At 66.2% G+C, this 23,084-nt stretch carries 22 protein-coding genes; 6 read left to right on the forward strand and 16 right to left on the reverse strand.

Translation table 11 applies throughout. The features are described 5' to 3' along the window. Window positions 1-288: 288 nt before the first annotated feature. The gene (locus tag G6N64_RS02140) at window positions 289-3,372 is read left to right on the forward strand and encodes an MMPL/RND family transporter (protein ID WP_163795409.1); all 3,084 of its coding nucleotides are present in this window, start codon (window positions 289-291) and stop codon (window positions 3,370-3,372) included. 88 nt (window positions 3,373-3,460) lie between these two features. Here G6N64_RS02140 and G6N64_RS02145 read toward each other — a convergent pair whose 3' ends face one another. The 10 genes from G6N64_RS02145 to G6N64_RS02200 form a co-directional block, all read right to left on the reverse strand. Continuing rightward, window positions 3,461-4,807, reverse strand: coding sequence for an MBL fold metallo-hydrolase (locus G6N64_RS02145; RefSeq protein ID WP_078316084.1), 1,347 nt, complete (start codon window positions 4,805-4,807; stop codon window positions 3,461-3,463). A gap of 53 nt (window positions 4,808-4,860) precedes the next feature. After that, window positions 4,861-5,634 carry a sulfite exporter TauE/SafE family protein gene (locus G6N64_RS02150; protein WP_078316085.1) on the reverse strand — a complete coding sequence of 258 codons (774 nt, stop codon included), beginning with the start codon at window positions 5,632-5,634 and terminating at the stop codon, window positions 4,861-4,863. 33 nt (window positions 5,635-5,667) lie between these two features. After that, window positions 5,668-6,078 carry a DUF302 domain-containing protein gene (locus G6N64_RS02155; RefSeq protein ID WP_078316086.1) on the reverse strand — a complete coding sequence of 137 codons (411 nt, stop codon included), beginning with the start codon at window positions 6,076-6,078 and terminating at the stop codon, window positions 5,668-5,670. Window positions 6,079-6,100: 22 nt separating this feature from the next. Next, window positions 6,101-6,370: a metal-sensitive transcriptional regulator gene (locus tag G6N64_RS02160; RefSeq protein WP_078316087.1), complete on the reverse strand. Its 270-nt coding sequence runs from the start codon at window positions 6,368-6,370 to the stop codon at window positions 6,101-6,103. A 153-nt stretch (window positions 6,371-6,523) separates the two neighbouring features. Continuing rightward, on the reverse strand, window positions 6,524-6,781 hold the full coding sequence (locus G6N64_RS30675) for a cytochrome c oxidase assembly protein (RefSeq protein ID WP_078316088.1): 258 nt from the start codon (window positions 6,779-6,781) through the stop codon (window positions 6,524-6,526). Next, entirely contained in the window at window positions 6,747-6,938 is a 192-nt protein-coding gene (locus G6N64_RS02170) for a hypothetical protein (RefSeq protein WP_163794974.1), read from the reverse strand. Before G6N64_RS02170 ends, G6N64_RS30675 begins: the two co-directional genes overlap by 35 nt. Window positions 6,939-7,799: 861 nt before the next feature. Continuing rightward, on the reverse strand, window positions 7,800-8,351 hold the full coding sequence (locus tag G6N64_RS02180) for a chemotaxis protein CheB (RefSeq protein ID WP_197748316.1): 552 nt from the start codon (window positions 8,349-8,351) through the stop codon (window positions 7,800-7,802). Window positions 8,352-8,666: 315 nt separating this feature from the next. Then, on the reverse strand, window positions 8,667-9,689 hold the full coding sequence (locus G6N64_RS02185; RefSeq protein ID WP_078316090.1) for a hypothetical protein: 1,023 nt from the start codon (window positions 9,687-9,689) through the stop codon (window positions 8,667-8,669). A gap of 352 nt (window positions 9,690-10,041) precedes the next feature. Beyond that, window positions 10,042-11,193, reverse strand: a complete 1,152-nt coding sequence (locus tag G6N64_RS02195) for a DUF3644 domain-containing protein (RefSeq protein ID WP_174266744.1) — start codon at window positions 11,191-11,193, stop codon at window positions 10,042-10,044. A 554-nt stretch (window positions 11,194-11,747) separates the two neighbouring features. Further along, window positions 11,748-12,917 carry a Fic family protein gene (locus tag G6N64_RS02200; protein WP_078316146.1) on the reverse strand — a complete coding sequence of 390 codons (1,170 nt, stop codon included), beginning with the start codon at window positions 12,915-12,917 and terminating at the stop codon, window positions 11,748-11,750. 411 nt (window positions 12,918-13,328) lie between these two features. Between G6N64_RS02200 and G6N64_RS02205 the strand changes: the two genes are divergently transcribed. From G6N64_RS02205 to G6N64_RS02215, 3 genes are read left to right on the forward strand one after another with little or no spacing between them, the layout of a single operon-like run. Then, window positions 13,329-13,700: an ArsR/SmtB family transcription factor gene (locus tag G6N64_RS02205; RefSeq protein WP_163795410.1), complete on the forward strand. Its 372-nt coding sequence runs from the start codon at window positions 13,329-13,331 to the stop codon at window positions 13,698-13,700. After that, on the forward strand, window positions 13,697-14,797 hold the full coding sequence (gene arsB / locus G6N64_RS02210; protein WP_163795411.1) for an ACR3 family arsenite efflux transporter: 1,101 nt from the start codon (window positions 13,697-13,699) through the stop codon (window positions 14,795-14,797). The genes G6N64_RS02205 and arsB overlap by 4 nt, the downstream gene beginning before the upstream one ends. Then, window positions 14,794-15,204 carry an arsenate-mycothiol transferase ArsC gene (locus G6N64_RS02215; protein WP_163795412.1) on the forward strand — a complete coding sequence of 137 codons (411 nt, stop codon included), beginning with the start codon at window positions 14,794-14,796 and terminating at the stop codon, window positions 15,202-15,204. Before arsB ends, G6N64_RS02215 begins: the two co-directional genes overlap by 4 nt. A 34-nt stretch (window positions 15,205-15,238) precedes the next feature. Here G6N64_RS02215 and G6N64_RS02220 read toward each other — a convergent pair whose 3' ends face one another. Next, window positions 15,239-16,438, reverse strand: coding sequence for an MFS transporter (locus G6N64_RS02220; protein WP_163795413.1), 1,200 nt, complete (start codon window positions 16,436-16,438; stop codon window positions 15,239-15,241). Then, window positions 16,435-17,763: an NAD(P)-binding domain-containing protein gene (locus G6N64_RS02225; RefSeq protein ID WP_163795414.1), complete on the reverse strand. Its 1,329-nt coding sequence runs from the start codon at window positions 17,761-17,763 to the stop codon at window positions 16,435-16,437. Before G6N64_RS02225 ends, G6N64_RS02220 begins: the two co-directional genes overlap by 4 nt. 86 nt (window positions 17,764-17,849) lie before the next feature. Here G6N64_RS02225 and G6N64_RS02230 point away from each other — a divergent pair, with 86 nt between their 5' ends. Further along, on the forward strand, window positions 17,850-18,209 hold the full coding sequence (locus G6N64_RS02230; RefSeq protein ID WP_163795415.1) for an ArsR/SmtB family transcription factor: 360 nt from the start codon (window positions 17,850-17,852) through the stop codon (window positions 18,207-18,209). A gap of 19 nt (window positions 18,210-18,228) precedes the next feature. On the opposite strand, the gene G6N64_RS02235 is transcribed toward G6N64_RS02230, so the two are convergent. The 4 genes from G6N64_RS02235 to G6N64_RS02250 form a co-directional block, all read right to left on the reverse strand. Beyond that, a complete protein-coding gene (locus G6N64_RS02235; protein WP_163795416.1) occupies window positions 18,229-18,987 on the reverse strand; it encodes a hypothetical protein in 759 nt (252 codons plus the stop codon). Between the two features lie 54 nt (window positions 18,988-19,041). Next, complete coding sequence (locus G6N64_RS02240) at window positions 19,042-20,175, reverse strand: class I SAM-dependent methyltransferase (RefSeq protein ID WP_163795417.1); 1,134 nt, start codon at window positions 20,173-20,175, stop codon at window positions 19,042-19,044. Between the two features lie 178 nt (window positions 20,176-20,353). Further along, window positions 20,354-21,331, reverse strand: coding sequence for an LLM class F420-dependent oxidoreductase (locus tag G6N64_RS02245; RefSeq protein WP_163795418.1), 978 nt, complete (start codon window positions 21,329-21,331; stop codon window positions 20,354-20,356). Between the two features lie 38 nt (window positions 21,332-21,369). Then, a complete protein-coding gene (locus G6N64_RS02250; RefSeq protein WP_163795419.1) occupies window positions 21,370-21,834 on the reverse strand; it encodes a GatB/YqeY domain-containing protein in 465 nt (154 codons plus the stop codon). Window positions 21,835-21,944: 110 nt separating this feature from the next. On the opposite strand from G6N64_RS02250, the gene G6N64_RS02255 reads away from it, so the two are divergent. Further along, window positions 21,945-23,084 carry a glycerophosphodiester phosphodiesterase family protein gene (locus tag G6N64_RS02255; protein ID WP_409370793.1) on the forward strand — a complete coding sequence of 380 codons (1,140 nt, stop codon included), beginning with the start codon at window positions 21,945-21,947 and terminating at the stop codon, window positions 23,082-23,084.

Raw genomic sequence — 23,084 nt, forward strand, 5'->3', positions numbered from 1 at the left:
CGGAGGGCAGCGCTTGACGATCAGAACGCTCGGACTTCGAGTTCTCAGAGACGTGGCAGCGGCTGTCGTCATTCCTGCTCCCAGCAGTGATCGTGCGGCACTGGCGAGGGTGGCGGTAGGAGGCGCCCTGCACGCCGTGCAGGTATTCGTGGCCGACTGGCCCGCTGCAATCCCGTGGGGAGTCGACTCATGACGCTCTTGAGCGAGGCCACCACCGGTCGCCGTCACCACTTGCACTACGTGCGGTAGCGTACCGATACCGGCAGTATCGCTACCAGTGGAGGCCAAGTGACCGACGGCAGTGCAGATGCCCCAAGCCAGGCCAAGCGGCCTGGTCGGCGCGCCAACGGATCCACCGACCCGGCCGACACTCGCGAGTACAGCGAACGGTTGGCGACCCTGGCCCGGTTCACCCTCCGACACAAAGCGCTCGTCATCGGGGTATGGCTAGGTGCCGCGGTGGTTCTCGCGCTGCTGTTCCCACAGCTGGAAACCGTGGTTCGCCAACAGTCGGTGGACCTCATTCCTCGCGACGCCCCGTCCTTGCAGACGGTTGACCGCATGAGCGCCGCGTTCGGCGAAGAAGGCTCGAAAACCATGGTGTTCGTCGCCATGGAAGACCCCACTGGCTTGACTCCAACTGCACGGCAGCGCTACGGCGAACTCGTGCGCCGGTTGCAGGCCGAGGGCGACCACGTCCTGCTGGTGCAGGACCTGCTGGCCGATCCGATTACCGAAGCTCAGGCAGTCAGCGCCGACCGCAAAGCCTGGTATCTGCCCGTCGGTGTCACCGGCACCCTCGGAGACCCCACGGCAGCCGAATCCTTGAACGCGGTGCGCGACATCGCCGCGGAGGTGTTCACCGGATCGACCACGACCGTCCAAGTGACGGGACCACCGGCGACCTTCAGCGACATGATCGCCTCCGCCGAGCACGACCTGCTGCTGATCTCAATCGCTACCGCCGGCGTGATCGCCCTGATCTTGCTGATCGTCTACCGGTCAGTGTTCACCGCGCTGTTGCCACTGCTGGTAATCGGGTTGAGCCTGGCGGTTGGGCGCGGCGTGCTATCCGCCCTCGGCGAGATGGGCATGCCGGTCTCCCAGTTCACCGTCGCATTCATGACGGCGATCCTGCTCGGCGCCGGAACTGATTACACAGTTTTTCTGATCAGCCGGTACCACGAGCAGCGCCGCGCCCAAGTACCCGCTGATCAGGCGATCATCCACGCCACCGCCAGCATCGGGCGCGTCATCCTGGCGTCCGCCGCCACCGTGGCACTCGCGTTCTTGGCCATGGTCTTCGCGCGGCTCAGCGTCTTCGCCGCCCTGGGCCCCGCGTGTGCCATCGCCGTGCTGTTCGGATTTCTGGCGACCGTCACCCTGCTGCCACCCGTGCTGTCGCTAGCCGCCAAACGCGGCATCGGTGAACCCAAATCCGATCGCACCCGCCGCTACTGGAACAGCGTCGCCGTCGCCGTGGTCCGCCGTCCGGTGCCACTGCTGATCGTCAGCCTGGCCATCCTGCTCGCCCTATCGGCAGCCGCTGCGACCATCAAAATCAGCTACGACGACCGCAAGGGACAACCAGACACCACGGCCAGCAACCAGGGCTACCAACTTCTGGACCGCCACTTCCGCAAGGACGTCGTCATCAGCGAGTTCCTCGTCGTAGAGAACCCGACCGACATGCGGACCGGGAGGGGGCTGGCCGATCTCGACGAGATGGCCTCTCGCGTCTCCCAGATCCCTGGCGTCACCAGGGTGTCCGGAGTCACCCGCCCCACCGGGGAGCGCCTCGACCAAGCGGAACTGGCCTGGCAGAACGGCCAGATCGGCGACAAAATGGCCAGCGCGGTCGCCGAGGGCAACTCACGCAAAGACGACCTCGCCAAACTCACCGGCGGCGCCGACCAGCTCGCCGACGGCCTCGCCCAACTCGATGGCACGGTGCGCACCGCCCTCGCGCCACTGGCCGGAATCCTCACCCAAGCTCAATCCGCGGGAACTCAGGTCAACCAGTTCCGCCCACTGCTGCAACAACTTTCCGCCACCGCCCCCGCCGTCGACCAAGCCATCCAATCCGGCCCAGGACTGCGACCGCTGGCCAACCAGGCGCAGAACGCGATCACCCAGCTCGATCCACTCGTGGGCGCGCTCAACACCTCACCGTGGTGTGCCGCCACCCCGCAGTGCGCCCAAATTCGTGACCAGGTGAAGATTTTGGTCAGCCTGCGCGACAGCGGATTCTTCGACCAGATCGCCGACCTCGGGGACCGCTACGATCCCGCGACCAATGCCACCGTTGGTGGCACCCTCGCCAACGTCCAGAACGCAGTCGCCTCGCTGGACAAGGCATTCGGAGCCCTGGGTGATCCCGACGACCTGGCCACCAACCTCCGCCGACTACAGGAGGGAATCGGACAGCTGGCCTCCGGCGCTCAAGCACTCGCGACCGGTGTCCGCACCCTGGCCGACAGCAACATCGAAATGCTGTCCGGCATGAGCCAGATCGCCACCCAACTACAGAATTCCTCACGCGCAGCGGCGGACTCCGACTCCTCGAGCGGTTTCTACTTGCCCGCTAATGCATTCGAGAACCGGCAATTCACCGACGTTGCCAAGCAATTCCTCTCACCGGACGGCAAGACCGCGCGGTTCATGATCGAAAGCAGCCACGACCCTTACAGCGTCGAAGCCATGGAGCTCGCCAGCCGCATCACCGACACCGCCAACACCGCACGACCCAACACGTCGCTCGCCGACGCCACCGTATCCGTCGCCGGCTTCCCCGCCGTCAACTCCGATATCCAACGATTCCTATGGGCCGACTTCGCACAACTGGCCGTCGCCACCATAATCATCGTCGGCGTCATCCTGGTCCTACTGCTGCGCGCACTCCTGGCACCGCTCTACCTACTAGGCACCGTCGTGCTCAACTACCTCGCTTCGCTCGGCATCGGCGTTGTGGTATTCCAATGGGGACTGGGCTACGAAATCGCTTGGCCCGTACCATTACTGGCATTCATCATCCTCGTCGCCGTCGGCGCCGACTACAACATGCTGCTCGTCTCACGGCTCCGCGAAGAATCCGGGACCAACATCCGCGTCGGCGTCCTGCGCACCGTGGCAAACACCGGAGCCGTCATCACCTCAGCTGGTCTGATATTCGCGGCCAGCATGTTCGGCCTCATGGTCGGCTCAGTCGCCATCATGATCCAAGCCGGCCTCATCATCGGCTTCGGATTGCTGCTCGATACCTTCCTCGTGCGCACCCTCACCGTGCCCGCTATCGCCACACTGTTACGCGAAGCCAGCTGGTGGCCCACCAAACCAACAGCCCCGCGACGTGGTGAGCCCATCGTCGGCTGACGGCTCCTGCAAGACCTGAAACACCCCCTTCCGAGGGCGCATGAGTTGCGCGATGTCCGCAAGAGCCACACCTGCGAGGGCGACAGGCTCACGTCGTCAGGTTCAGGTTCTGGGCCTCTGTGTATTTGTCGTCGATGAGGACGACGGCGCGGTCGGGTTGGTCGATGAGTGATGCGGCGATGGAGGAGCGGTAGCCGGAGGCGCAGTGCACCCAGACTTCACCGGTGGGGACGTCGCCGACGCGGCCGGGTAGTTCATGCAGGGCGATGTTGAGGGCGTTGGGGATGTGGCCGTTGTCGTATTCGTCGGCGCGGCGGACGTCGAGGACAGTGATGTTGGGGTTGTCGATCTCGGTGGCGAGGGCGGCGAAGTCGGCGACGCGGTAGCTGCGCAGCGGGGTGTCGTGGGCCAGGGTGTGGACGTCTCCGGTAGCGGAGCCGGTGAGGTTGTCAACGCCGATGCGGGCGAGTTCGCGTCGCGCCTCGAGGATTTGGTCGTGGTCGTCGCCGATGAGGGTGAGCGGGGCGCCCCAGGTGTAGAGCCAGCCGAGGTAGGCGACGAAGGATCCTGAGAGTTCGAAGCCGAGGGTGCCGGCGAGGTGTCCGGCGGCGAAGGCGGTGCGGTTGCGTAGGTCGATGACCCAGTCGCCGGCGTCGATCCGTCGACGCAGTTCCTGGGGGTCTACCGGTGTCGGCAGTGACAGGTCGACGGGGGCGGGGCCGCGGCTGTTGATGACGCCCATGTGGGCGTAATAGGTCGGATATTCCGAGAGCCCAGCGATGAGTTCCTCGACGTAGGTCTGTTCGTCTTGAGTGAGTGCAGGGTTGGTGGTGCGTTGTTCGGCGATGGTGGAGGAGTCGCCGGTGGCGGGGCTGGAGGAGCAGAAGCTGCCGAAGCCGTGGGTGGGATAGACCGCGGTGGTGTCGGGCAGTTCAGCGGCGAGGCGACGCACCGAATGGAACTGCGCGTGCGACAGGGTTTCGGTCTGGTCGCTGCCGAGCAGGTCAGTACGCCCGGTGGTGCCGTGCAGCATGGACCCGCCGGTGAATACACCGTGCACCGTGCCGGCGGCGTCCTGCAGCACGTAGCTGACGTGGTGATGGGTGTGGCCAGGGGTGTGCAGGACGCGGAGCTGGATGGGCCCGGCGTCGATGGTGTCTCCGTCGGTGACGGCGTGTCGCTGGTAGTCGACGTCGTCGCCGGCGGGCACGACGTACACCGCGCCGGTCGTGCGGGCCAGTTCCAGGCCGCCGGTGAGGTAATCGTTGTGGATGTGGGTTTCGAGTACGTGGGTAATCTGCACGCCGTGGTCGGCGACGAGGTCGAGTACCCGGTCGATGTCGCGTTGCGGGTCGATCACCACCGCGGTGTCACCGTGGGTGATCAGGTAGCTGCGGTCTCCGAGACCGGAGGTTTCGATGATGGACACGTCCATGAGATGAACTCCTTGTTCGAATTGGGGGTGGGGTGTCACGTCGGTGTTGTGCCTCAATGCAGGAGCAGGGTGTCGACGAGGACGTAGGCCGCGACCACGAAGACGAGGTAGGCGAACCAGTGCTGGAGGCGGGTGTTGTTCAGTTTGGTGCCGAGCTGCCCGGCGATCAGCGAGCCGGCTACCGCGGTAGCGACGAAGGCTGCGGTCACCGACCAGTTGATGGTGGCGTCCTGAGCGTGCGAGGCGATGCCGGCCGCGGAGTTGGCGGTGATGATCAGCAAGGAGGTCCCCACCGCGATCGGCATCTCCACGCCCAACATGATCACCAGCGCGGGAATGATGAGGAATCCGCCGCCCACGCCGAACAGGCCGGTGAGCAACCCGACAACAGCAGCAGCGGGGATCGAGCGCGGTGCGCAGCGGCGCCAGTTGATCCCGCCGTCAGCGATCTCGCACGCGCCGCCGGTGTCGTCGGCGTCGGTCAGCATGCGGATCCCGGCGACGACCATGACCACGGCGAACCCCACCATGACGACCGTTTGCGGTAGGTGGTCACCGATGGCGGAACCGGCGAACGCGGCCGGGATGCCGGCAAGGGCGAACACACCCGCCAGCCGCCAATTGACCTGCCCGGCAGAAATTTTGGGTAGCGATCCCACCGCGGAGGCCACCGCGATTACGATCAGCGCGATGAGCACGGCCTGTTGGAAGTCCAGCCCAAGTGCATAGACCAGGGCCGGGATGGCCATGATGGACCCGCCCCCGCCGAGCAAGCCCAGCAGGACCCCGATGACCGCCCCGAAAGCCAGCGCCAGCGCGATGGTCATCGGTGCGGGGACGGCATCGGAGTCTGTGGCTGTCTAGCTGGCCGCGGTCTGCTGCAGCGAGGCGATCGCCGCTTGCAACTTCTCGGCGGCGTCGTCGGCGACCTCCCGCAGCCCGGGCGCATTAGACATTTGCACCATGACCTGCGGATCCATGGCATCGACGATGATGGTGTCCGCGTCGTCGGGGTCGGTGCGCACCGCCACATTGCAGGGCAGCAGCAACCCGATCTGTCGATCGCAGGTCACGGCGCGGTGCGCCAGCGGTGGATTGCACGCACCCAGGATCAGGTAGTTCTCCATGTCCTCACCGAGTTTGGCCTTCAGTGTGGCCTTCATGTCGATTTCGGTGAGCACACCGAAACCCTGCTCGGACAACGCCGTACGCGTGCGCGCCACCGCGTCGTCGAATGTCGTGCGCAGTGTCGTCGACAAGGCGTATCCCATCTCTCACTCCCTTCTCAATAGGTCAGGCCAACGCCAGAAACAGTTTCTCCAGCTCGGCCTCGGTCAACGGCGTCGTACCCTCGGGGGCCTCGCCGGTCACACACTGGCGCATCCCGGTCGCGACGATCTTGAATCCGGCCCGGTCCAATGCGCGCGACACCGCCGCCAGCTGGGTCACCACGTCCTTGCAGTCGCGGCCCTGCTCGATCATCGAGATCACCCCCGACAACTGACCCTGCGCACGACGTAATCGGTTGAGCACCAACGTCATACTCGCATCATCAGCAACCATCGCACACTCCTTCGCGGACCTTACCGGGTTACGCCACTACAGCGCCGACCCCACTTTCAATACTATACCCCGTAGGGTATCTAGCGGCGAACGACTTTCCTGCCGCGTAGTTCTTCCGCAGTGACGGGGACTTGGGTGAACAGTCCGGCGTAATCAGTTGGGAGGTGACGGCGTGGGCGGCGATCGCGACGCTAAGCAGCCACAGGCGTGCATAGACCGAGCGGCGCCTCGGTGCGGGGTCGGGCCGGCGATGACCCCGGCGCACAGGTAGCCCACCAGCAGGAAGTGCAGGTCAATGAGGGCGTGCAGTGCGGGGCTGTCGCTGGCGGCGGCGTAGAGCGGGGTGAAGCAGAGCGCGGCCAGGCCGCGCCGATGGTCAAGGTGAGCGTGACGATCGGGTCGGGCCAGGATGTGGGCGAGCCAACGAACGCAGGATGCGGCCGATCTCTTGGCCGTGCCGCCGCGGGATCGAACGCAGCAGCAGGGTCATCGGGGCACCGAGCACCAGGGCCAGTGCCAGTGCCAGTGCCAGTGCCAGTGCCAGTGCCAGTGCCAGTGGTGCGTACATCCCAGGAGCAGGTGTTGGTGCCGGGTCCCTGATGTACTACGGCGGCGACATCGCCGAACTCCTGCTCGTCCTGGCCCTGCTGGCCAACTGGCGCCCAACCGAGCCACCACCAAGGCGCCGACGCCACGTCCGGGACCGCAACGACACGCATCCATTCCTGCCTAGGAAGAATCTGCTCGCTCGCCGCCAGCCGCCCTACGCACTGTCGGCCGCACCACGAGTAGGTCACGGTCAGCGGCGACCCTGCGTAGGCCTCTGTGGTGGGCCCGACGTCGGCATGCCGACCGGGCAGTCGACGGGCGTGACGTTGGCCTGGCGAGGGTCCGCGGCGGGCGGCGAGCGCGTCGGTGACTGCGCCGGTGGTGAAGGCGTAGACGCCTTTGTGCAGCACGTCGATGACCTGCTCACGCCGTGGCCAGGTCTGCGGCGGAGCGCCGACACCAGTGGCGTTCTCCAGGATCTGGTCGTTGGTCAGGCGCAGCACAGTGAACTTCGCCGACGCCAGCGGCCCACGCAGACCAGCTTCCGACATCACCGAGCGCAGCACGCCCAACAAGGCCCCTTGCCCGTAGTGCATGCCCCAGTTCGCCGCCAATCGTGTGCGCGGTGACATGTCCTGCGCCCCACTCAGGCGCGACCACACATCTGCCGGCACGTAGGAGTTCGGCCGGCCGGTGAGCCGCTGCTCGATCTTCTCCGCCACGGTCATCACCGCCACGCCAACCGCGCCTGCCATCAATCCCTCGGTCACCGTATGTCGCCACATGATGGCAGTCGGTACCCCGCCGATACGGAAGGAAACTGGCCTCGCGGGGATGCGCCACCGGTCATTGTTGGAGACCGGGTATGGGTTGCCGATGGTTATCCGCTGAGGGCGCGAACGTGGTCGTAGATGGCGTTCGGGATGTCGTGCAGTGGTAGGACGCGATGGACTAGTCCGGTATCGATCGCTGCGCCAGGCATGCCGGAATGCTCGGAGCTGAACTCACTTTGAGCGAACACTGTTCCCTTGCAGAGCCTGATGGCGCGGATGCCGGCTTGCGCGTCGGTACCCTTGCCTGTGAGCACGACCGCCAGGGCGCGCGGTCCGCAGGTGACGGCCAGGGTGGCCAGCAACAGATCCGCTGACGGCCGCGCGGGTGGGAGGTCTCCGGACCTGATCAGCCCGAGACGGGCCTCGGAGGTCACCAGCAGGTGTTGAGCGGGCGGTGCGATCAACACGGTGCCCGGTGTGAGGGTGTCGCCGTCCTCGGCGTCGCGTACCGGCAGCGCGGTGCGTCGACTCAGAATCTCAGCCAAGGCACTGGTCTTGTCCGGGCTGTGGTGTTGAACGACAAGCACGGTCGCAGGCAAATCGGCTGGCAGCGGAGCCAGCACATGCGACAACGCATCCAAGCCGCCCGCCGACGTCACCAGTGCGATGACCGGGTGGTTGACCGCGTAGGGGTCATCGGTTGCGATGCCGTCACTCCGTTTACTCAGACGAGGCTTCCCAACTACTTGGCATTGTTCTCTCCTGATCGTTTCGCCACATCATGCCGTCCTGCGGGCAGATCACTACCCGGCCCGAATAGAAGGCGTGTGGAAACCGAGGCCAGCGTCCGTCTCATTTCTAGACATTCGACGCGTCTCGGCTTTTGCCTAATCGAGTTGCCATGGGCTGCGGTGTCGGTCATGCTCCGGGTTGGGGATCGCCGCGTGGACGAAGTGGTCGACGAGGGTCACGGGCTAGTTCGCGTAGGGGTCCGCGGTCGCATCAACGTTGATCTCGGTGCCGGCTGCGGCGTGGGCGGGCATCAGCGGCGTGATGCCGTAAGTCCAGCGCAGCTCCTCCAAATCACGTGCGACGACGTCGAAGAAGTCCCACTGCGGTGAAAGTACGTCGGTGGTAGCGGCCTCGCCGCGCTGCCAACTGATCAGGAACTTGACCGGATCCAGAGCCCCCTGCTGCTTGCCGATGCCATTGACCTCCTGACCGACATGCCACTCGAAGATGGTCGGCAGGATCTGAGCGCGCAACGCGTCACGGCGGTGCATCCCCCCGGTAAACGCACTGACCAGTAACTCACCCTGAATCGACGTGCTGTACCCCGACAGGACGTGCAAGCCGTCGTGCGGCACGGCCCACACACCGGTGAACGCGTTGGGCTGACCAGGAAAGTCGAAGCCGTGCTTGCGAAAGTGCGCCCAGAACTGATGTCCGTAGGTGTTCTTCGGCAACCCCTCCAAGACGAGAAACCGCTCGGCGAGTCGCTTGTCGTCATCGGTCTGCGTCTCATAGGGCATCATCGGTGCCAAGGTGTCATCGGGATTGGCGAACCCGGGAAAGTTCGAGGCGTTGCGTCGCGTCATGTCGGCCATTGCCCACGCTAGATGCCCTCGGGCGACCTGCAGAACATCGCGCACCCAGCCGTCGCTGACGTGCATGGCATGGGCGTACTCCACGACCAGTCGCAGACGGGTGGGCTCGATTACGCCGTCGGCGAGGCCAGCGCAGGCGATGAGGGCGGCCGCATGCTCTGCGAGGTCACGGTTGGCCCCGATTGCCTTGCCGAGATCCTGGGGCTCGATGCGCGGCAACGCCTTTGGATCGACGAATACTTCGGGGGTGAACAGCAAGCGGCCCGCCGCCACGACGACGCCGTCACCACGTCCAGAACGGGGGTCCGCGGGGTCGAGCACTTGTTGGACGACCCGGTGAGCGGCGGCCAGCACCGCCAGAGCCTGCTCAGTGGTCGCGCCTTCGAACACGACTTCAACCTACTGCGGATCACTAGATACGGATAGCAAGCCGTGCCCGCCTGGCTACTCCTGACGCGACCAAGACGCCTACCGACGTGAACCAACTGCTCGGTCTCATTTGTAGAGAAACGGGACACCCGACAAGTGGCCCACTCCCCGCCGCATAGTCCCAGCTTGCCTTGTCTCGTTTCCTGTCTCGCATCCCGTGTCTCAGATCCTCATGTCGGAGCCGAATGAGACGGTAGTGGTGTGACAACGATTCTCGGGTACGCCCGCGTGAGCACCGCCGCCCAAGGCCTCGATGCGCAACTGGCCGCACTCGCTGCCCAAGGCGTTGAAACCCCTAACTGAGGCCGCGGAGCTATCGCTCCTCGATGATCGGCGGGGCGGTTTTCCTTATCCACGGCGGGGTTGCGTTAGGCGGCGGTTCGCCCACCCAGGTGCCAGTTTCCTTATCTCGAGGCGCTGTCCCGAGGACCTTCCGAAAGCCCTCCTCGGTGTCGCACTCCCGAACCAACTTTTCAACGTAGGCCTGCGTGTAGCCGTAGTCCTTGTGCCGCTCGTCGTAGAGGCAGTATTTTTCGTCGGTCTTCTCGGGATGGGGGCTACCGACCGGGGGACGCACGCCAAGCCGCTTCCAGGCGTTAGTGAAGTGCCCGGTGCTGAAGAGGAACGGGATCCGATCCTGCACGACCTTGGCGGCCCTAGTCGGCTTCATGAGGCCATGCCCGACGACACCCCGCTGGCGCTCCCGGACGACGACGTGGCCTTTCTTGCCGATCGCCTCGACAATGGCCCGCTGCTCATCGTCCATGTCGTCGTATCTGGTGAATTGCACCGCCAGAGCGTCAGGGTCCTTCGGCGCGAGTTCTTGTATCACCCGGAGGCGGAGTTCGTAGCGGGAGTCACTGGTGATCGAGTCGTCGAGTCCGGCGTCGTACTCGGATATGAAGGTTCGTAGCGTCGCCGGGAGTTGAGCGCGCAGTCTGCGCAGAGTGCGCTCGCCCTCGTCGGTGAACGAGCCAATGAAGACTGGGAACCGCAGGCGAGTAGCCAGCGACAGTTCGACGCCAAACTGGCTGGTCACTTCTTCCTCGTAGTTCAGCAGAAGCGCCTGGACTTGACCACCCACCACCGCCGTTAGGGCTTCCTGCTGACGGGCGTACCGGTGCTCAAACTTGTTGCGCAGCCCGATGAAGAACATGAGGTTTGCCCGGACGGGGTCCTTCTCGTTCGGCCAGCGGTAGCGCATGCTTTTTGCCAACTCCCAACGCTTAGGCTCTCCGTCCACCCGCTCCAGCCGACGGGAGCGGCCCTGCTGGTGCCAGTACCGGTAGTCGACCCCGTCACGCGTCAACTCGGCGTGCAGCAAGTAAAGCCAGGCCAGGTGCATATGAACTACAAACCCTTCGAACGACCGGGCTTCCGAGGGGTTGTTGTAAAGCCGGACAGCCAGCGATGCCTCGTCGCGCGAGGATTCGACCATTTGCATAAACCGGGTGGGCGGCGCCATCGCACTACTCTGCCTCGCAGAGGCGCGGCGGAAGGTTAGAAACAGGGCACAAGGGCAGCCAAACAACATCGGCCGCCCCCGCCTAACGCTCATCCGCGCTACGTCACCGCCGTATCCGAATGATGTGCCGGGGCCCGTCGCCGTCACGAATCGGCCGGTGATCGCGCTGCGGCCTCACCGTGGTTTGCGCCGCTCTTGACGACGCGGCTGCAGGGGCAGCTGACGTCGAAGAATCTTTAGGCCATCAGGGGCAGTGCCGCCTCAATAATTGCTTTCCGAGGTCGGTGCCGGCCGCGGTCGCGATCGAGGTCATCGCTTCTGTGGCTAATTCCTGAACCGGCTGGGCGTCGGACTTGCCGTGTTTCAACGTCGAGCCTCGCGAAACCTTCGCCGAGTTTGGCGGGCGCCGACGAGCCCTCCCGTTGCCACCATCGGCGCTCGCACTCTAACCAGCGTCAACGAGGCACGCGAGGTCCGCGAGGGTCTTTCGCAGTTGTCATCTTGCGCTGCGCATCATCAGGATCGCAGGCCGAAAGGGCCGTCCCGGCCGAACGTCAGTACTCCAGCGCCGCCAGGACACCGTCACATTGAAAAATTCGGTCGTATCGTCCCGCAGTCCTTTGCCGGAGTATCCCTTTATCGACCAGCTTGGTGATAGCGGTGTTCGCGGCCTGGTAGGACACGCCGTGGAGCGCCGCCGCAGCCGACGCAGTGATCATGGGGTAACCGATCAGGTCGTCGGCGATCCGGAGCGAGACCCCTTTAGCTCCGTGCAAAATCGCCTGGAACTCCTCGCGGAGTGCAAGAAGCTTGTCCACTCGGTCGATGACTTCCAAGGCCTCAGCATGGATGGCCGCGGAAATAAAGCACACCCAGTTGTCCCATCCGCCAGTCTGCGAGACCCGCAGCAAGCCGTCCTGATACTCCGTGCGATGTTGCTCTAGCCACGGTGAGATGTTCAGGACTGGAAAGCGCAGTTCACCAGCACTCATCAACTGCAGAGCCATAACGAGACGCCCCAGACGGCCGTTGCCGTCATGGAACGGGTGCAGTGTCTCGAACTGGTAGTGCGAAACCGCGACTCGGATGATGGTCGGTATCGCGCTGGGTTCCCGGATCCAGTCCTGCCACAGCCGCAAGCCGTCGAGCAGCCGATGATCGGCCGGGGGCGGCACAAAGCGAGCCGACATGACACGCTGATTGCCGAGTCCGATGAACACCTGAGTGGTGCGAACACTGCCTGCGTGCGAGCCATCACTGGCAGTCCCGCGCAATAGTTCGCGCTGCAAATCCTCGAGCATCCGAACCGATATCGGTTGTCCTTCGGCCACCATGTCGTATGCCCGCTCAGCTGCGGTGACGTAGTTTCTGACCTCGCTGACCGAACCGGTGAGTTCCCCGACGTCGAGAAAGTCTGCTTCGAACACGTCCGCCAATAAGGCGTAGGTGCCCTCCAGCGCGGAGGTGCTTACCGCTTCACGTCGAGTGGCCGGCCGGGCGAGCAGGCTTGGGTTCGGCAGCAGCGAGGACGCCTGGTCGGCACGCGCCATTGCCGAGGCGGCGTCAATGACGGCAGCATAAGTCTCGGCTTTCAGCTCGAGGTTCGACGGTAGGGGGTCCGGGACGTAGGCGACGTATTCGTACGCCTCGCCTAGGCGGGGGTCATGACCCCTGATCGGAACCAGCTGTCCGATCGGGCTGTCACGAAGCGCCTCGATGTCCACCGCTTCCACCTCGACTCGCCAAGCTTGAATTCCAGAACTGTAATTTCAAGGTTAGCGCGTCAACCTTGAAAACCGACACTCTGATTTCAAGGTTCACGTTCCGCCTAACTCAGAAACGGTGGTGGTCGCGACGTGGCCTCCAGTCCGCAGTCAGTCCGCAGTACATTTTCGCACCGCCTGCGCACCCCAACCGTCCCAATGCAGCTGACCTGGGGAAACTCGCTTCCGCCAACGCACCCAACGTCATCAAAACCCCAGGTGGCGTGGTTCGGGACGAAGAGGTCGTGGGTTCGAATCCCGCCACCCCGACTCGTGGAACTGCAGACAGAAGGCCCTGACCGGCGACCGGTTCAGGGTCTTCTCTCGTTTCCAGCCCTTGCCATCTGATTCGATGTCGGTCAATATCGATGGATGTCGAATCCGGATCGGACTGCCGATGGCGGTTGCGTCAGGCCGCCGCTGCGGCGGCGGCCGCTGACGGAGGTGGCAGCCGCCGAGATGGCCAAGAAGCTGAAGGCGCTTGCCGATCCCGTGCGGCTGCGACTGTTCAGCGCGATCGCCGGTCATGCCGGCGGCGAGGCCTGCGTCTGCGACGTCACCGGCGGCATCGACGTCGCTCAATCCACGGTGTCCCATCACCTGAAGGTGTTGCGCGACGCGGGATTGTTGACCTCGGAGCGTCGCGCGTCGTGGGTCTACTACGCGGTGGTGCCGGAGGCGCTTCTCGACGTCGCGGAGCTGTTGGATCTTCGCACCGCCACCCTCTCGGGAGCACCGACATGACCGACACGGTCGAAAGCACCCCACCACCGGTAGCGGGCAGGCTGTCCACCCTGGACCGGTTCCTCCCGGTGTGGATCGGCGTCGCGATGGCCGCGGGCCTGCTGCTCGGGCGGTGGGTTCCGGGTACGAACGCGGCGCTCAACGGCGTTCAGATCGACGGCATTTCGCTGCCGATCGCCCTCGGGCTGCTCGTCATGATGTACCCGGTGCTCGCGAAGGTCCGCTACGACCGCCTGGACACCGTGACCGGCGACCGCAAGCTGCTACTCAGCTCACTGTTCTTGAACTGGGTGTTCGGCCCGGCGCTGATGTTCGCGCTGGCATGGCTGATGCTGCCGGACCTGCCCGAGTACCGGACCGGGCTGATCATCGTCGGGCTTGCCCGCTGCATCGCCATGGTCATCATCTGGAACGACCTCGCCTGCGGCGACCGCGAGGCCGCCGCCGTCCTCGTCGCGCTGAACTCGATCTTCCAGGTCGTCATGTTCGCCGTCCTGGGCTGGTTCTACCTGTCGGTCCTGCCCGGGTGGCTGAGACTGGAGCAGACCACCATCGATACCTCGCCGTGGCAGATCGCCAAGTCGGTGCTCATCTTCCTGGGCATCCCGCTGCTGGCGGGCTATCTGTCGCGCCGGCTAGGCGAGAAGGCCAAGGGCCGCGACTGGTACGAATCGAAATTCCTGCCGAGGATCGGCCCATGGGCGCTCTACGGCCTCCTGTTCACCATCGTCATCCTGTTCGCGCTGCAGGGCGAGCAGATCACCAACCGACCACTGGACGTCGTACGCATCGCGCTCCCGCTGCTCGCGTACTTCGCGGTCATGTGGGGCGGGGGCTACCTGCTCGGTGCTGCGATCGGCCTCGGCTACCAGCGCACCACCACGCTCGCATTCACCGCGGCGGGCAACAACTTCGAACTTGCGATCGCCGTCGCGATCGCGACCTACGGCGCCACCTCGGGCCAAGCCCTCGCAGGGGTCGTCGGACCGCTGATCGAGGTCCCGGTACTCGTAGGACTGGTGTACGTGTCACTCGCCCTGCGCCGCCGCTTCCGCGACCACGACCCGGCCGTGCCGACCACCGAGGACACCCCGTGACCACCCCATCCGTGCTGTTCGTCTGCGTCAAGAACGGCGGAAAGTCGCAGATGGCGGCCGGGCTCATGCGCCAGCTCGCCGGCGACACCGTCGAGGTCCATTCTGCGGGCACCGCACCCGGCGCGACAGTGAACGGCCTGTCCGCTCAGGCACTCCTGGAGGTGGGCGTCGACATCACCGCCGAGCAGCCCACGGCGGTGGACCGCGAGTTGGCGCGCGACGTCGACATCGTCGTGACCCTCGGCCGCGAAGCACGACTCGATCCATTGCCCGGCACCCGAGTGGAGAATTGGGACACCGACGAACCCTCCGACCGAGGCATCGACGGACTCGACCGCATGCGCCTGATCCGCGACGACATCGCCGCCCGCGTGCACCGTCTGCACGCCACGCTCACCCACACCTGAAGGTCACCACGTACGCGACCGCAACGGCATGGGGTCACGAGCGGGGCCTGGTGGCCACCGCCGTGAGGGCTCCGGCTCCGGCAATCATCCCGAGGACGACGAACATCGGGGCGTAACCGCCCAGCAGGCTCGCCAGCGCTGCCCCGACGAACGGGCCGACCGCGGTGGCAATCATGATCGGTGCATTGAGGATTCCGCTGAGGTGGCCGTAATGGGTGGCACCCCACCGCTCGGTGACCGCCGTTGCCTGCAGCAGCGTCATGATGCCGCGCATCACGCCCGCCCCGATGGCGACCGCCACCAGGGCCCCGTAACCGCTGAACACTCCCAGCAGCGCGGTCGTGACCGCGACGCCGGCCATGATGATCACCGTGCGCGGTACGACGCCGACGCGTCGCACCAGCATCCGATAACCCAGCCGACCCAACACCTGCCCTGCGCCGCCCAAGCCGAGCGCAACCGATGCAGCGCCGGTGCTGATGCCGCGCTGACTCATCAGGGGAACCAGGTTGGCTATCACCGCATAGGAGGCAAGCCCCGCCAGCGCGAACGCCGCAACCAGCGCCAGGAAGGGCTGACTTCGAGCCGTCCGGTTCGGCGCCTCGACGTGGTCACGGTGGCTCGTGACCGACGGCCAGGGACGCCGCAACCCGAAGAAGTGCGCCGGAACGGTGATCACCGCCAGCACGGTGGCGAGAGCGAGATATGTCTGGCGCCAACCCATTTCCTCCGACATCGCGGCGGTCAGCGGCGCGAAGACAGTGCTGGCGAACCCCGCCACCAAGGTGAGCACCGTCAGGGCTCGCACCGCGTCGCTGCCGAAGAAACGGGTCAGCGCCGCGAAGGCGGGCGCGTAGAAGACTGCACTCATCGCCACACCGGCCAAGACCCAAGCGGTGACGAACCACCCGTAGTTCGGCGCGCCGACGACCGCAACCATCGAGAGCGCGCCGAGGACGGACCCAGCGGTCATGATCCTGCGTGGGCCCACTCGGTCCAGCCACCGCCCGAGCGGGATGCCCACCAGTGCTGACGTCACCAATCCGGCGGAGAACGCGGCCGTCACCGCGGGTGCCGACCAGCCGGTGTCGGCACTGATCTGCTCGGAGAGCACGGTGAAGGCGTAGTAGAGCACACCCCAGCTCACGACCTCGGTGACACACAAGGTGAACAGCACCCAGCGCAGCTCGTGCCGGGCTGCAGTGCGCGCCGTAGGGGGATTCGCCTGCGTCATCCGCCAAAGTGGTTCAGCGACAAGGACCCCGGTCGTGGCGTGGACGACGCGGGCCCACAGCACCCGGCGCCGGCGTCCTCGCCATCGGGGCCGTCGGAAAGGCCTGCTCCGTTGCAGACTCCGGTGACGGGCAGCGTCAGCTCGACCCGGCGAGCGGCCTCGTGGTCGCCGGCCAGCTCGGCGGCGATACTGCGGACCTGCTCGTAACCGGTCATCGCCAGGAACGTCGGTGCACGCCCGTAGGACTTCATTCCGACGATGTACAGGTTCGGTTCGGGGTGGGCCAGTTCCGCGGCACCGTGCGGCAGCACGCTGCCGCACGAGTGCAGGTTGGGATCGATCGAGCCGGCCAGGTTGACCGGAGCCTGCAGGATCGGGTCCAGTGCGATGCGCATCTCCGACAGAAACGACAGGTCTGGCCGGAACCCCGTCAGCACCACCACGCGATCGGCTGGCGGCAGGGACCGACCGTCCTCCGCGCTCAGCACCGCACGCCCGACGATCAGATCGATGCGCTCGGTGCGGAACCCGGTCGTCAACGCCACCCGGCCGTCGTCGACCGCTTCCCTGGAACGCACGCCCAGGGCGCCCCGCTGGGGCAGTTCGTCGGCTGTGCCACCGCCGAAGGTATCTTCGGACACCCCGCGGCGCAGCACCCACGTCACCGTGGTCGAGGGATCCTTGCGGGCCACCTCGCCGAGCTGGATCACCGCGGTCATCGCCGAATGCCCGCTGCCGACTACCACGACGTGCTTGCCCGCCAGCGCCGTGGCGTGTGGCAGGGTCGGCGGAACGTAGGTCAGCACACCCGAGGCCGCGGCGGCGCGTTCGCCGATCGCGGGAACACCGTCCGCACCGGCAGGATTGGGCTGACCCCAGGTGCCCGACGCGTCGATGACCGCCCGCGCCCGTATCCGAGACTCCGCGCCGTCGACGTACACAACGAACGGCGCCTCGGCACGGCCCGGACTGACCAGCCGATCCCGGCCCAGGCGGGACACCGCCGTCACCCGTGCGCCGTACCGCACACGCGGCCCCAATGCCTCCGCCACCGGTGCCAGGTAGTCGTCGATCCACTCTCGGCCGGTCGGGAACCCTGCCGCGTGGGCGGTCCAGCCGGTCGGTTCGAGCAGCCGGGCGGCGGCGGCGTCGACCAGTTCGGGCCACGGCGAAAAGGTCCGCACGTGGTCCCATTGCTCGATTGCCGCCGCCGGGCGGCTACCGGCCTCCAACACCAACGGGTCGAGTCCACGTTCCATCAGGTGAGCCGCGGCCGCCAGACCCAGCGGTCCGGCGCCGACAACCACGACGGGCAGCACTGACATCGCGGACTCCTCTCATCGACGTTCTTCGATGAGACGATGCTCCGCGACGCATCGAAGTTTGTCAATGCGTGTGGCACCATGGGGACGTGGCTACTGCAAGCGTGGCGTTGACCTCTGATGACGTCGCAGGCTGCTGCTCGCCGCTCACCGGCGGCGTGCTCGACACGTCCGCCGCCGAGCGACTCGCCATCGTGTTCAAGGCGCTCGCCGACCCCGCACGGGTCAAACTCGTGTCACTGATCGCCGCGTCGCACGGCGGCGAAGCGTGCATCTGCGACCTCGTGGAACCGCTCGGTCTGAGTCAGCCGACGGTGTCCCACCACATGAAGATGCTCGTGGACGTCGGCCTGGTGAGCCGTGACCAACGGGGAAAGTGGGCCTATTACCGAGTCAACGCCGAAGCCCTGGACCGCATCGCCACCGCAGTGTCCTCGCAACCGCGATGATCGCCGATACCCGGTGGTCTCACCCCGCGGTCAGTGCGGACAGGTCGTGAATCATCCATACGTTGGGCTCGAGGTAGGTGGCTTCGTCCTTCTCGCGGTCGACCGCGAGGGGTGAGAGACCGCCGGGGAATGAGTAGAGACCCGTCTCGGGCAGGGCCATCCCGAGCCACGATTCCCACTCGGCGACCGACGCTTCGATGCGGTACGAGGCCGGTGCGGCAGGTCCGATCGTGGCGCCCAACCGCTCGTGCAGTCGCAGCCACGGATCCTGCAGCGATCCATCCTCGCGGCGCCAGGTCATGTACCGCTCGATCGGTGTGATCGGATAGCGGTCCTTCCACGTCGGGCGGACCGGTGCGATCATTCGAGTCAGGCCGTGCCGGACGGCGATGACGGCCATTGCCCGCAAGATCTCGGCCGCGAGCCCGGTACCGCGGCCACCCGTCGGGATCTCAGCGGCTACGGCGCACAGCGTGTTGACGGGCTGGTCGTTGTCCAGCCGGTCGAACGCATCGGCGATCGTGTCGTCGATGCCTCCGGGTAGGCCTTCGAGCGTGCCGTCCCACCAGCACGGCACGGTGTGCGCCTCGGCGATCACGCGGCCCGTGGCGTCATCGCACATGGAGAACTGGTACGCCGGCAGGTCCTTCGACAGCCGAGGCCACATGCGTAGGTAGGTGTCGCCGTGAAGATTGAACTCGGGCCAGATGTCCCCATCGGCGATTGCCTGCTCCTCCAGTTCCGGACGCTCGGCCAGGGTGACTGCGACGTTGCCCACGGTCAATACCTCTCTAGTACACTATTTCACTGCACGACAGTCGCTTTCGTTGCCCTACGCTTCGGTGTACGCGCTCGCGTGGTCGATGCCGCGCAGCCATTCCGGGGCACCCTGCTCGGTGTTGCGCCCCTTCTCGATGATGGCGAGATTGTGGTGGACGTGGACGCCGGTGACCGTCAGTTCCGTCGTGGAACGTTCGTCGTTCCCATTGCGGATCTGCTCGTTGTGGTGCAGGTCGTCGAGCAGGTTCTTCACCATGTCCATGGTCCGATACTGGGCTGACGGGTCGGGGTCACCACCCCATCCCGGCCAGTACGCGGACGCGAGGTCCTCGATCACGTAGAGGCCACCGGGTTTCACGTGGGGGAACAGGGCATTGAACGAGGGGATGATGTGATGACTGATGTGACTTCCGTCGTCGATGACGATGTCGAAGGGCCCCAGCTCGCTAGCCATGGAGTCGAGGAAGCCCTCGTCGCCCTGGTCTCCTCGGATCACGTGCACCCGGGTCTCGGCGACACCGTTCTTCGGGAAGATGTCCATCCCGTAGACCAGGCCTCGCCGGAAGTAGTGCTTCCACATCCGCAGCGATTCCCCGCCCGCGTCCGGTGAGTCGTAGCCACCGATGCCGAGTTCGAGGATCTTGACCGGTTGCTCCCGGTACGGCTCGAAGTAACGCTGATAGTGCGGGGTGTACCAGCGTCCGCCCCACTTGTCGGAACCGAATCTGACGGCGAGTTCGGTGACGTCCCTGGGGCGTTGTGACACCGCCGCGACGATCTGTCGAACCGCTGCGGCGATGGGAGCGGAATACTCCTCGCTGGCGAGTTCCCGGGCGAACAGTTCGCGGGTGGCGCCGAACGGCCCCACCGGTCCGAAGAGTTCGCGCAACAGGTCCACCAGATCCTGACGCACCGTAGCGGGAGCCTCGTCGTCCCAACCGATCTCTGCGCGGGGAGCACCGTCGCCCAGCGTCAGCAGGTAGCCCAGACGTTCCTCGGCGAAGCCCAAATCGATCTGGACGACCAAGCGGTCCGCGGGCCCCAACAGCAGAGCAGCCCGATCGGCCACCTCGTCGAGCAGCATTTGGGCGACGGCACCGGGACCGAGTCCCGTCACCCGAGCCTCTGCGTCCGGCGAACTGGCCGCGAGCAACACCTGCTCGATCAGCGTGGGGTCATTCGACATCGACGACAGCGCCCTTCGTGGAGGTTGCGAGCCCGAGCGCGAGAATCGTAGCCCGCGTCACCGAACGGCATGCGCGGTTGCGCCGATCCCCTTACGTCGCAAGAGCAGGCCGCCGCGTCGAGCAAGACGGGCGCGGAGGCGCCGGCACCTGCGCAGGGCGTCGCGACGCCGATCCAGCTCAGCCCCGCAGCTTGGCGAGCAGGGGTTCGGCGGCCTCCTCGAGGAACCGGGCCTGACCCTCGTCGCCGACCTGTACGAGCGCGATGTCGGTGAACCCGGCGGCCTCGTACTCCCGCACCGCGTCGACGATCGCGTCGAGATCGGGACCGCACGGGATGGCGGACGCCGTGTCGTCGGGCGTGACGAACTGCGTCGCCCCGGCGAAGCCCGCGGTGGTGGGGAGGTCGGCGTTGACCGCCCAGCCTCCGGCGAACCAGCGGAACTGATCGTGCGCGCGGGCTACCGCGGTGTCGCGGTCGGGATCCCAGCTGATCGGCAGCTGCCCGATCACACGGACGTCACTCGAGAGGCCCGTGCCCTTCCGTGCTTCGTGCCACGCGTCGACGACGTCCTTGTCGGGCTGGACCGCGATGAGGTGGTCGGCGACCCTGGCGAAGGCGTCCACGGAGCGGTCCCCCGAGACGGCGGCGGCGATCTGCACGGGCACGTCCGGCACGTCCCACAGCCGCGCGGAGTCGACCTCGAAGTACTCGCCCCGCCAGTCGACCATCTCGCCGGTGAACAACTCGCGGATGACGTGGATGGCCTCCTGCAGCATGTCGAGCCTGCGGGCCACCGTCGGCCAGCCCTTGCCGACGACGTGCTCGTTCAGGTTCTCGCCGCTGCCCACGCCGAGCGTGAACCGTCCGTCGGCGAGGATCTGCAGGGTGGCAGCCTGCTGCGCGACGATCGCCGGGTGGTACCGCATCGTCGGGCACGTCACGTAGGTGAACAGCTCGACGGTGTTCGTCGCGTGCGCCACCGCGCCGAGCATGGTCCACGCGTTGGGGGCGTGCCCCTGGGAGCTGAGCCACGGTGAGAAGTGGTCGCTGCTGACCTCGAAGTCGAACCCCACCCGCTCCGCCGAAACCGCGTACTCGACAAGCTGTTTCGGGCCGCTCTGCTCGGTCATCAAGGTGTATCCGTAACGAGTCATCCCGCTCGGATACCCGGGGACCAGCTGCGAAAACCCGGCTAGAGGCGGTCCTTCACCGCCGCCGACAGACGACCGCCGTCGGCCTGCCCCGCGGCGATCGCGGTCGCGGCCTTCATCACCTGCCCCATCTGCTTCATGCTCGGCCGCGCGCCGATCTCCTCGGCCACCTGGGCGATGGCGGTGTTGACGACGTGGGCGAGTTCGTCGTCGTTCAACTGAGACGGCAGGTACTCGTCGATGACGCTCGCCTCGGCGCGCTCGTTGGCGGCGAGTTCACCGCGCCCGTTCTGGACGTAGATCTGCGCCGCCTCGCCGCGCTTGCGGGTCTCCCGGGCCAGCACCTTCAGGACGTCGTCGTCCGACAGGTCGCGCGCGGCCTTGCCGGACACCTCCTCCGCCTGGATCGCGGCGAGCAGCATCCGCAACGTCGCGGTGCGCAGCTTGTCCCTGGCCTTCATCGACGCCGTGAGATCCGACCGGAGTCGTTCCTTGAGTTCCGACATGACCGGAACGGTACGCCCGCGCCCCCGGCCTGCGGCGGTCCGCCACGGGCGGACTCGCACCCCGTTGACCAATGTTGTCAATCGCCGGTGTCATGGACAGGATGGTGGGCATGAGCAACGACGCCGGTGGGTTCGGCCAGCCCGGTCCCCCGCCGCCGTACTACGGACCACCGCCTGGCTACGGACCGCCACCGGGTTACGGCCCGCCGCAGGGGTACGGCCCGCCACCCGGCCATCCCGGCGGCCACTGGCCTCCCGCCCCACCGGTCGTCAAGCCGGGAATCATCCCACTGCGACCGTTGAGCCTGTCCGACCTCTTCAACGGCGCCTTCGGATACGTGCGCGGGAATCCGAAGGCGACGCTGGGGCTTACCGCCGTCGTCGTCGTGGTGAGTCAGATCGTCGCCCTGCTGCTGCAGATCGGCCCGCTCGCCTCGCTGGGTGGTCTCTACGGCGGGTCCGGGGCCGAGGACGTGTCCACGGCCAGCCTGGTGGGGTTGTCGCTCTCCAGCCTCGCGGGCGGCATCGCGACCGCGGTGTCGGCGATCGTGCTCAGCGGCCTGCTCACCGTCGTCGTGGGGCGCGCGGTCTTCGGCTCGAGCATCACGATCGGTGAGGCGTGGCAGCGGGTACGTGGCAGGCTGCCCGCGCTCTTCGGCATCGTCGGCCTGGAAATCCTCGGCGCGCTGCTGATCGTCGGCATCGTCGGCGGCGTGATCGCCGTGGTCACCTACGTCATCGGGACGGCGGCGGGCTTCCTCGTCGGCGTGCCCCTGGTCCTCGCGACGATCGCCGCGTTCGTGTACCTCGGGACGATGCTGCTGTTCGCCCCCACGCTGGTGGTGCTCGAGCGGCTGCCGGTGCTGGAAGCGATCAAGCGATCGTTCAATCTCGTCAAGCCCGACTTCTGGCGCGTGCTGGGCATCTGGCTGCTGTCCCAGTTGGTGGCGGGCATGATCGCGGGCGCGGTGTCGATTCCGTTCAGCGTCGGCGGCCAGGTCATGCTCCTCGGCTCCGGGTCGACGTCGGATTCGATGCTCGCACTGGTGCTGCTGTCGGTCGGTTCGGCGATCGGCCAGATCATCACCGCGCCCTTCACCGCCGGCGTGACGGTGCTGCTGTACGCCGACCGGCGCATCCGCGGCGAGGCGTTCGACCTGGTCCTGCAGACCGGTGTGGGTGCACCGCCGCACGCCTCCGCCGATTCCACCGACCATCTGTGGCTGACCGCGCAGACCCCGCACACCTGA

The sequence above is a fragment of the Mycolicibacterium sediminis genome, assembly GCF_010731735.1.
GTDB lineage: Bacteria > Actinomycetota > Actinomycetes > Mycobacteriales > Mycobacteriaceae > Mycobacterium > Mycobacterium sediminis.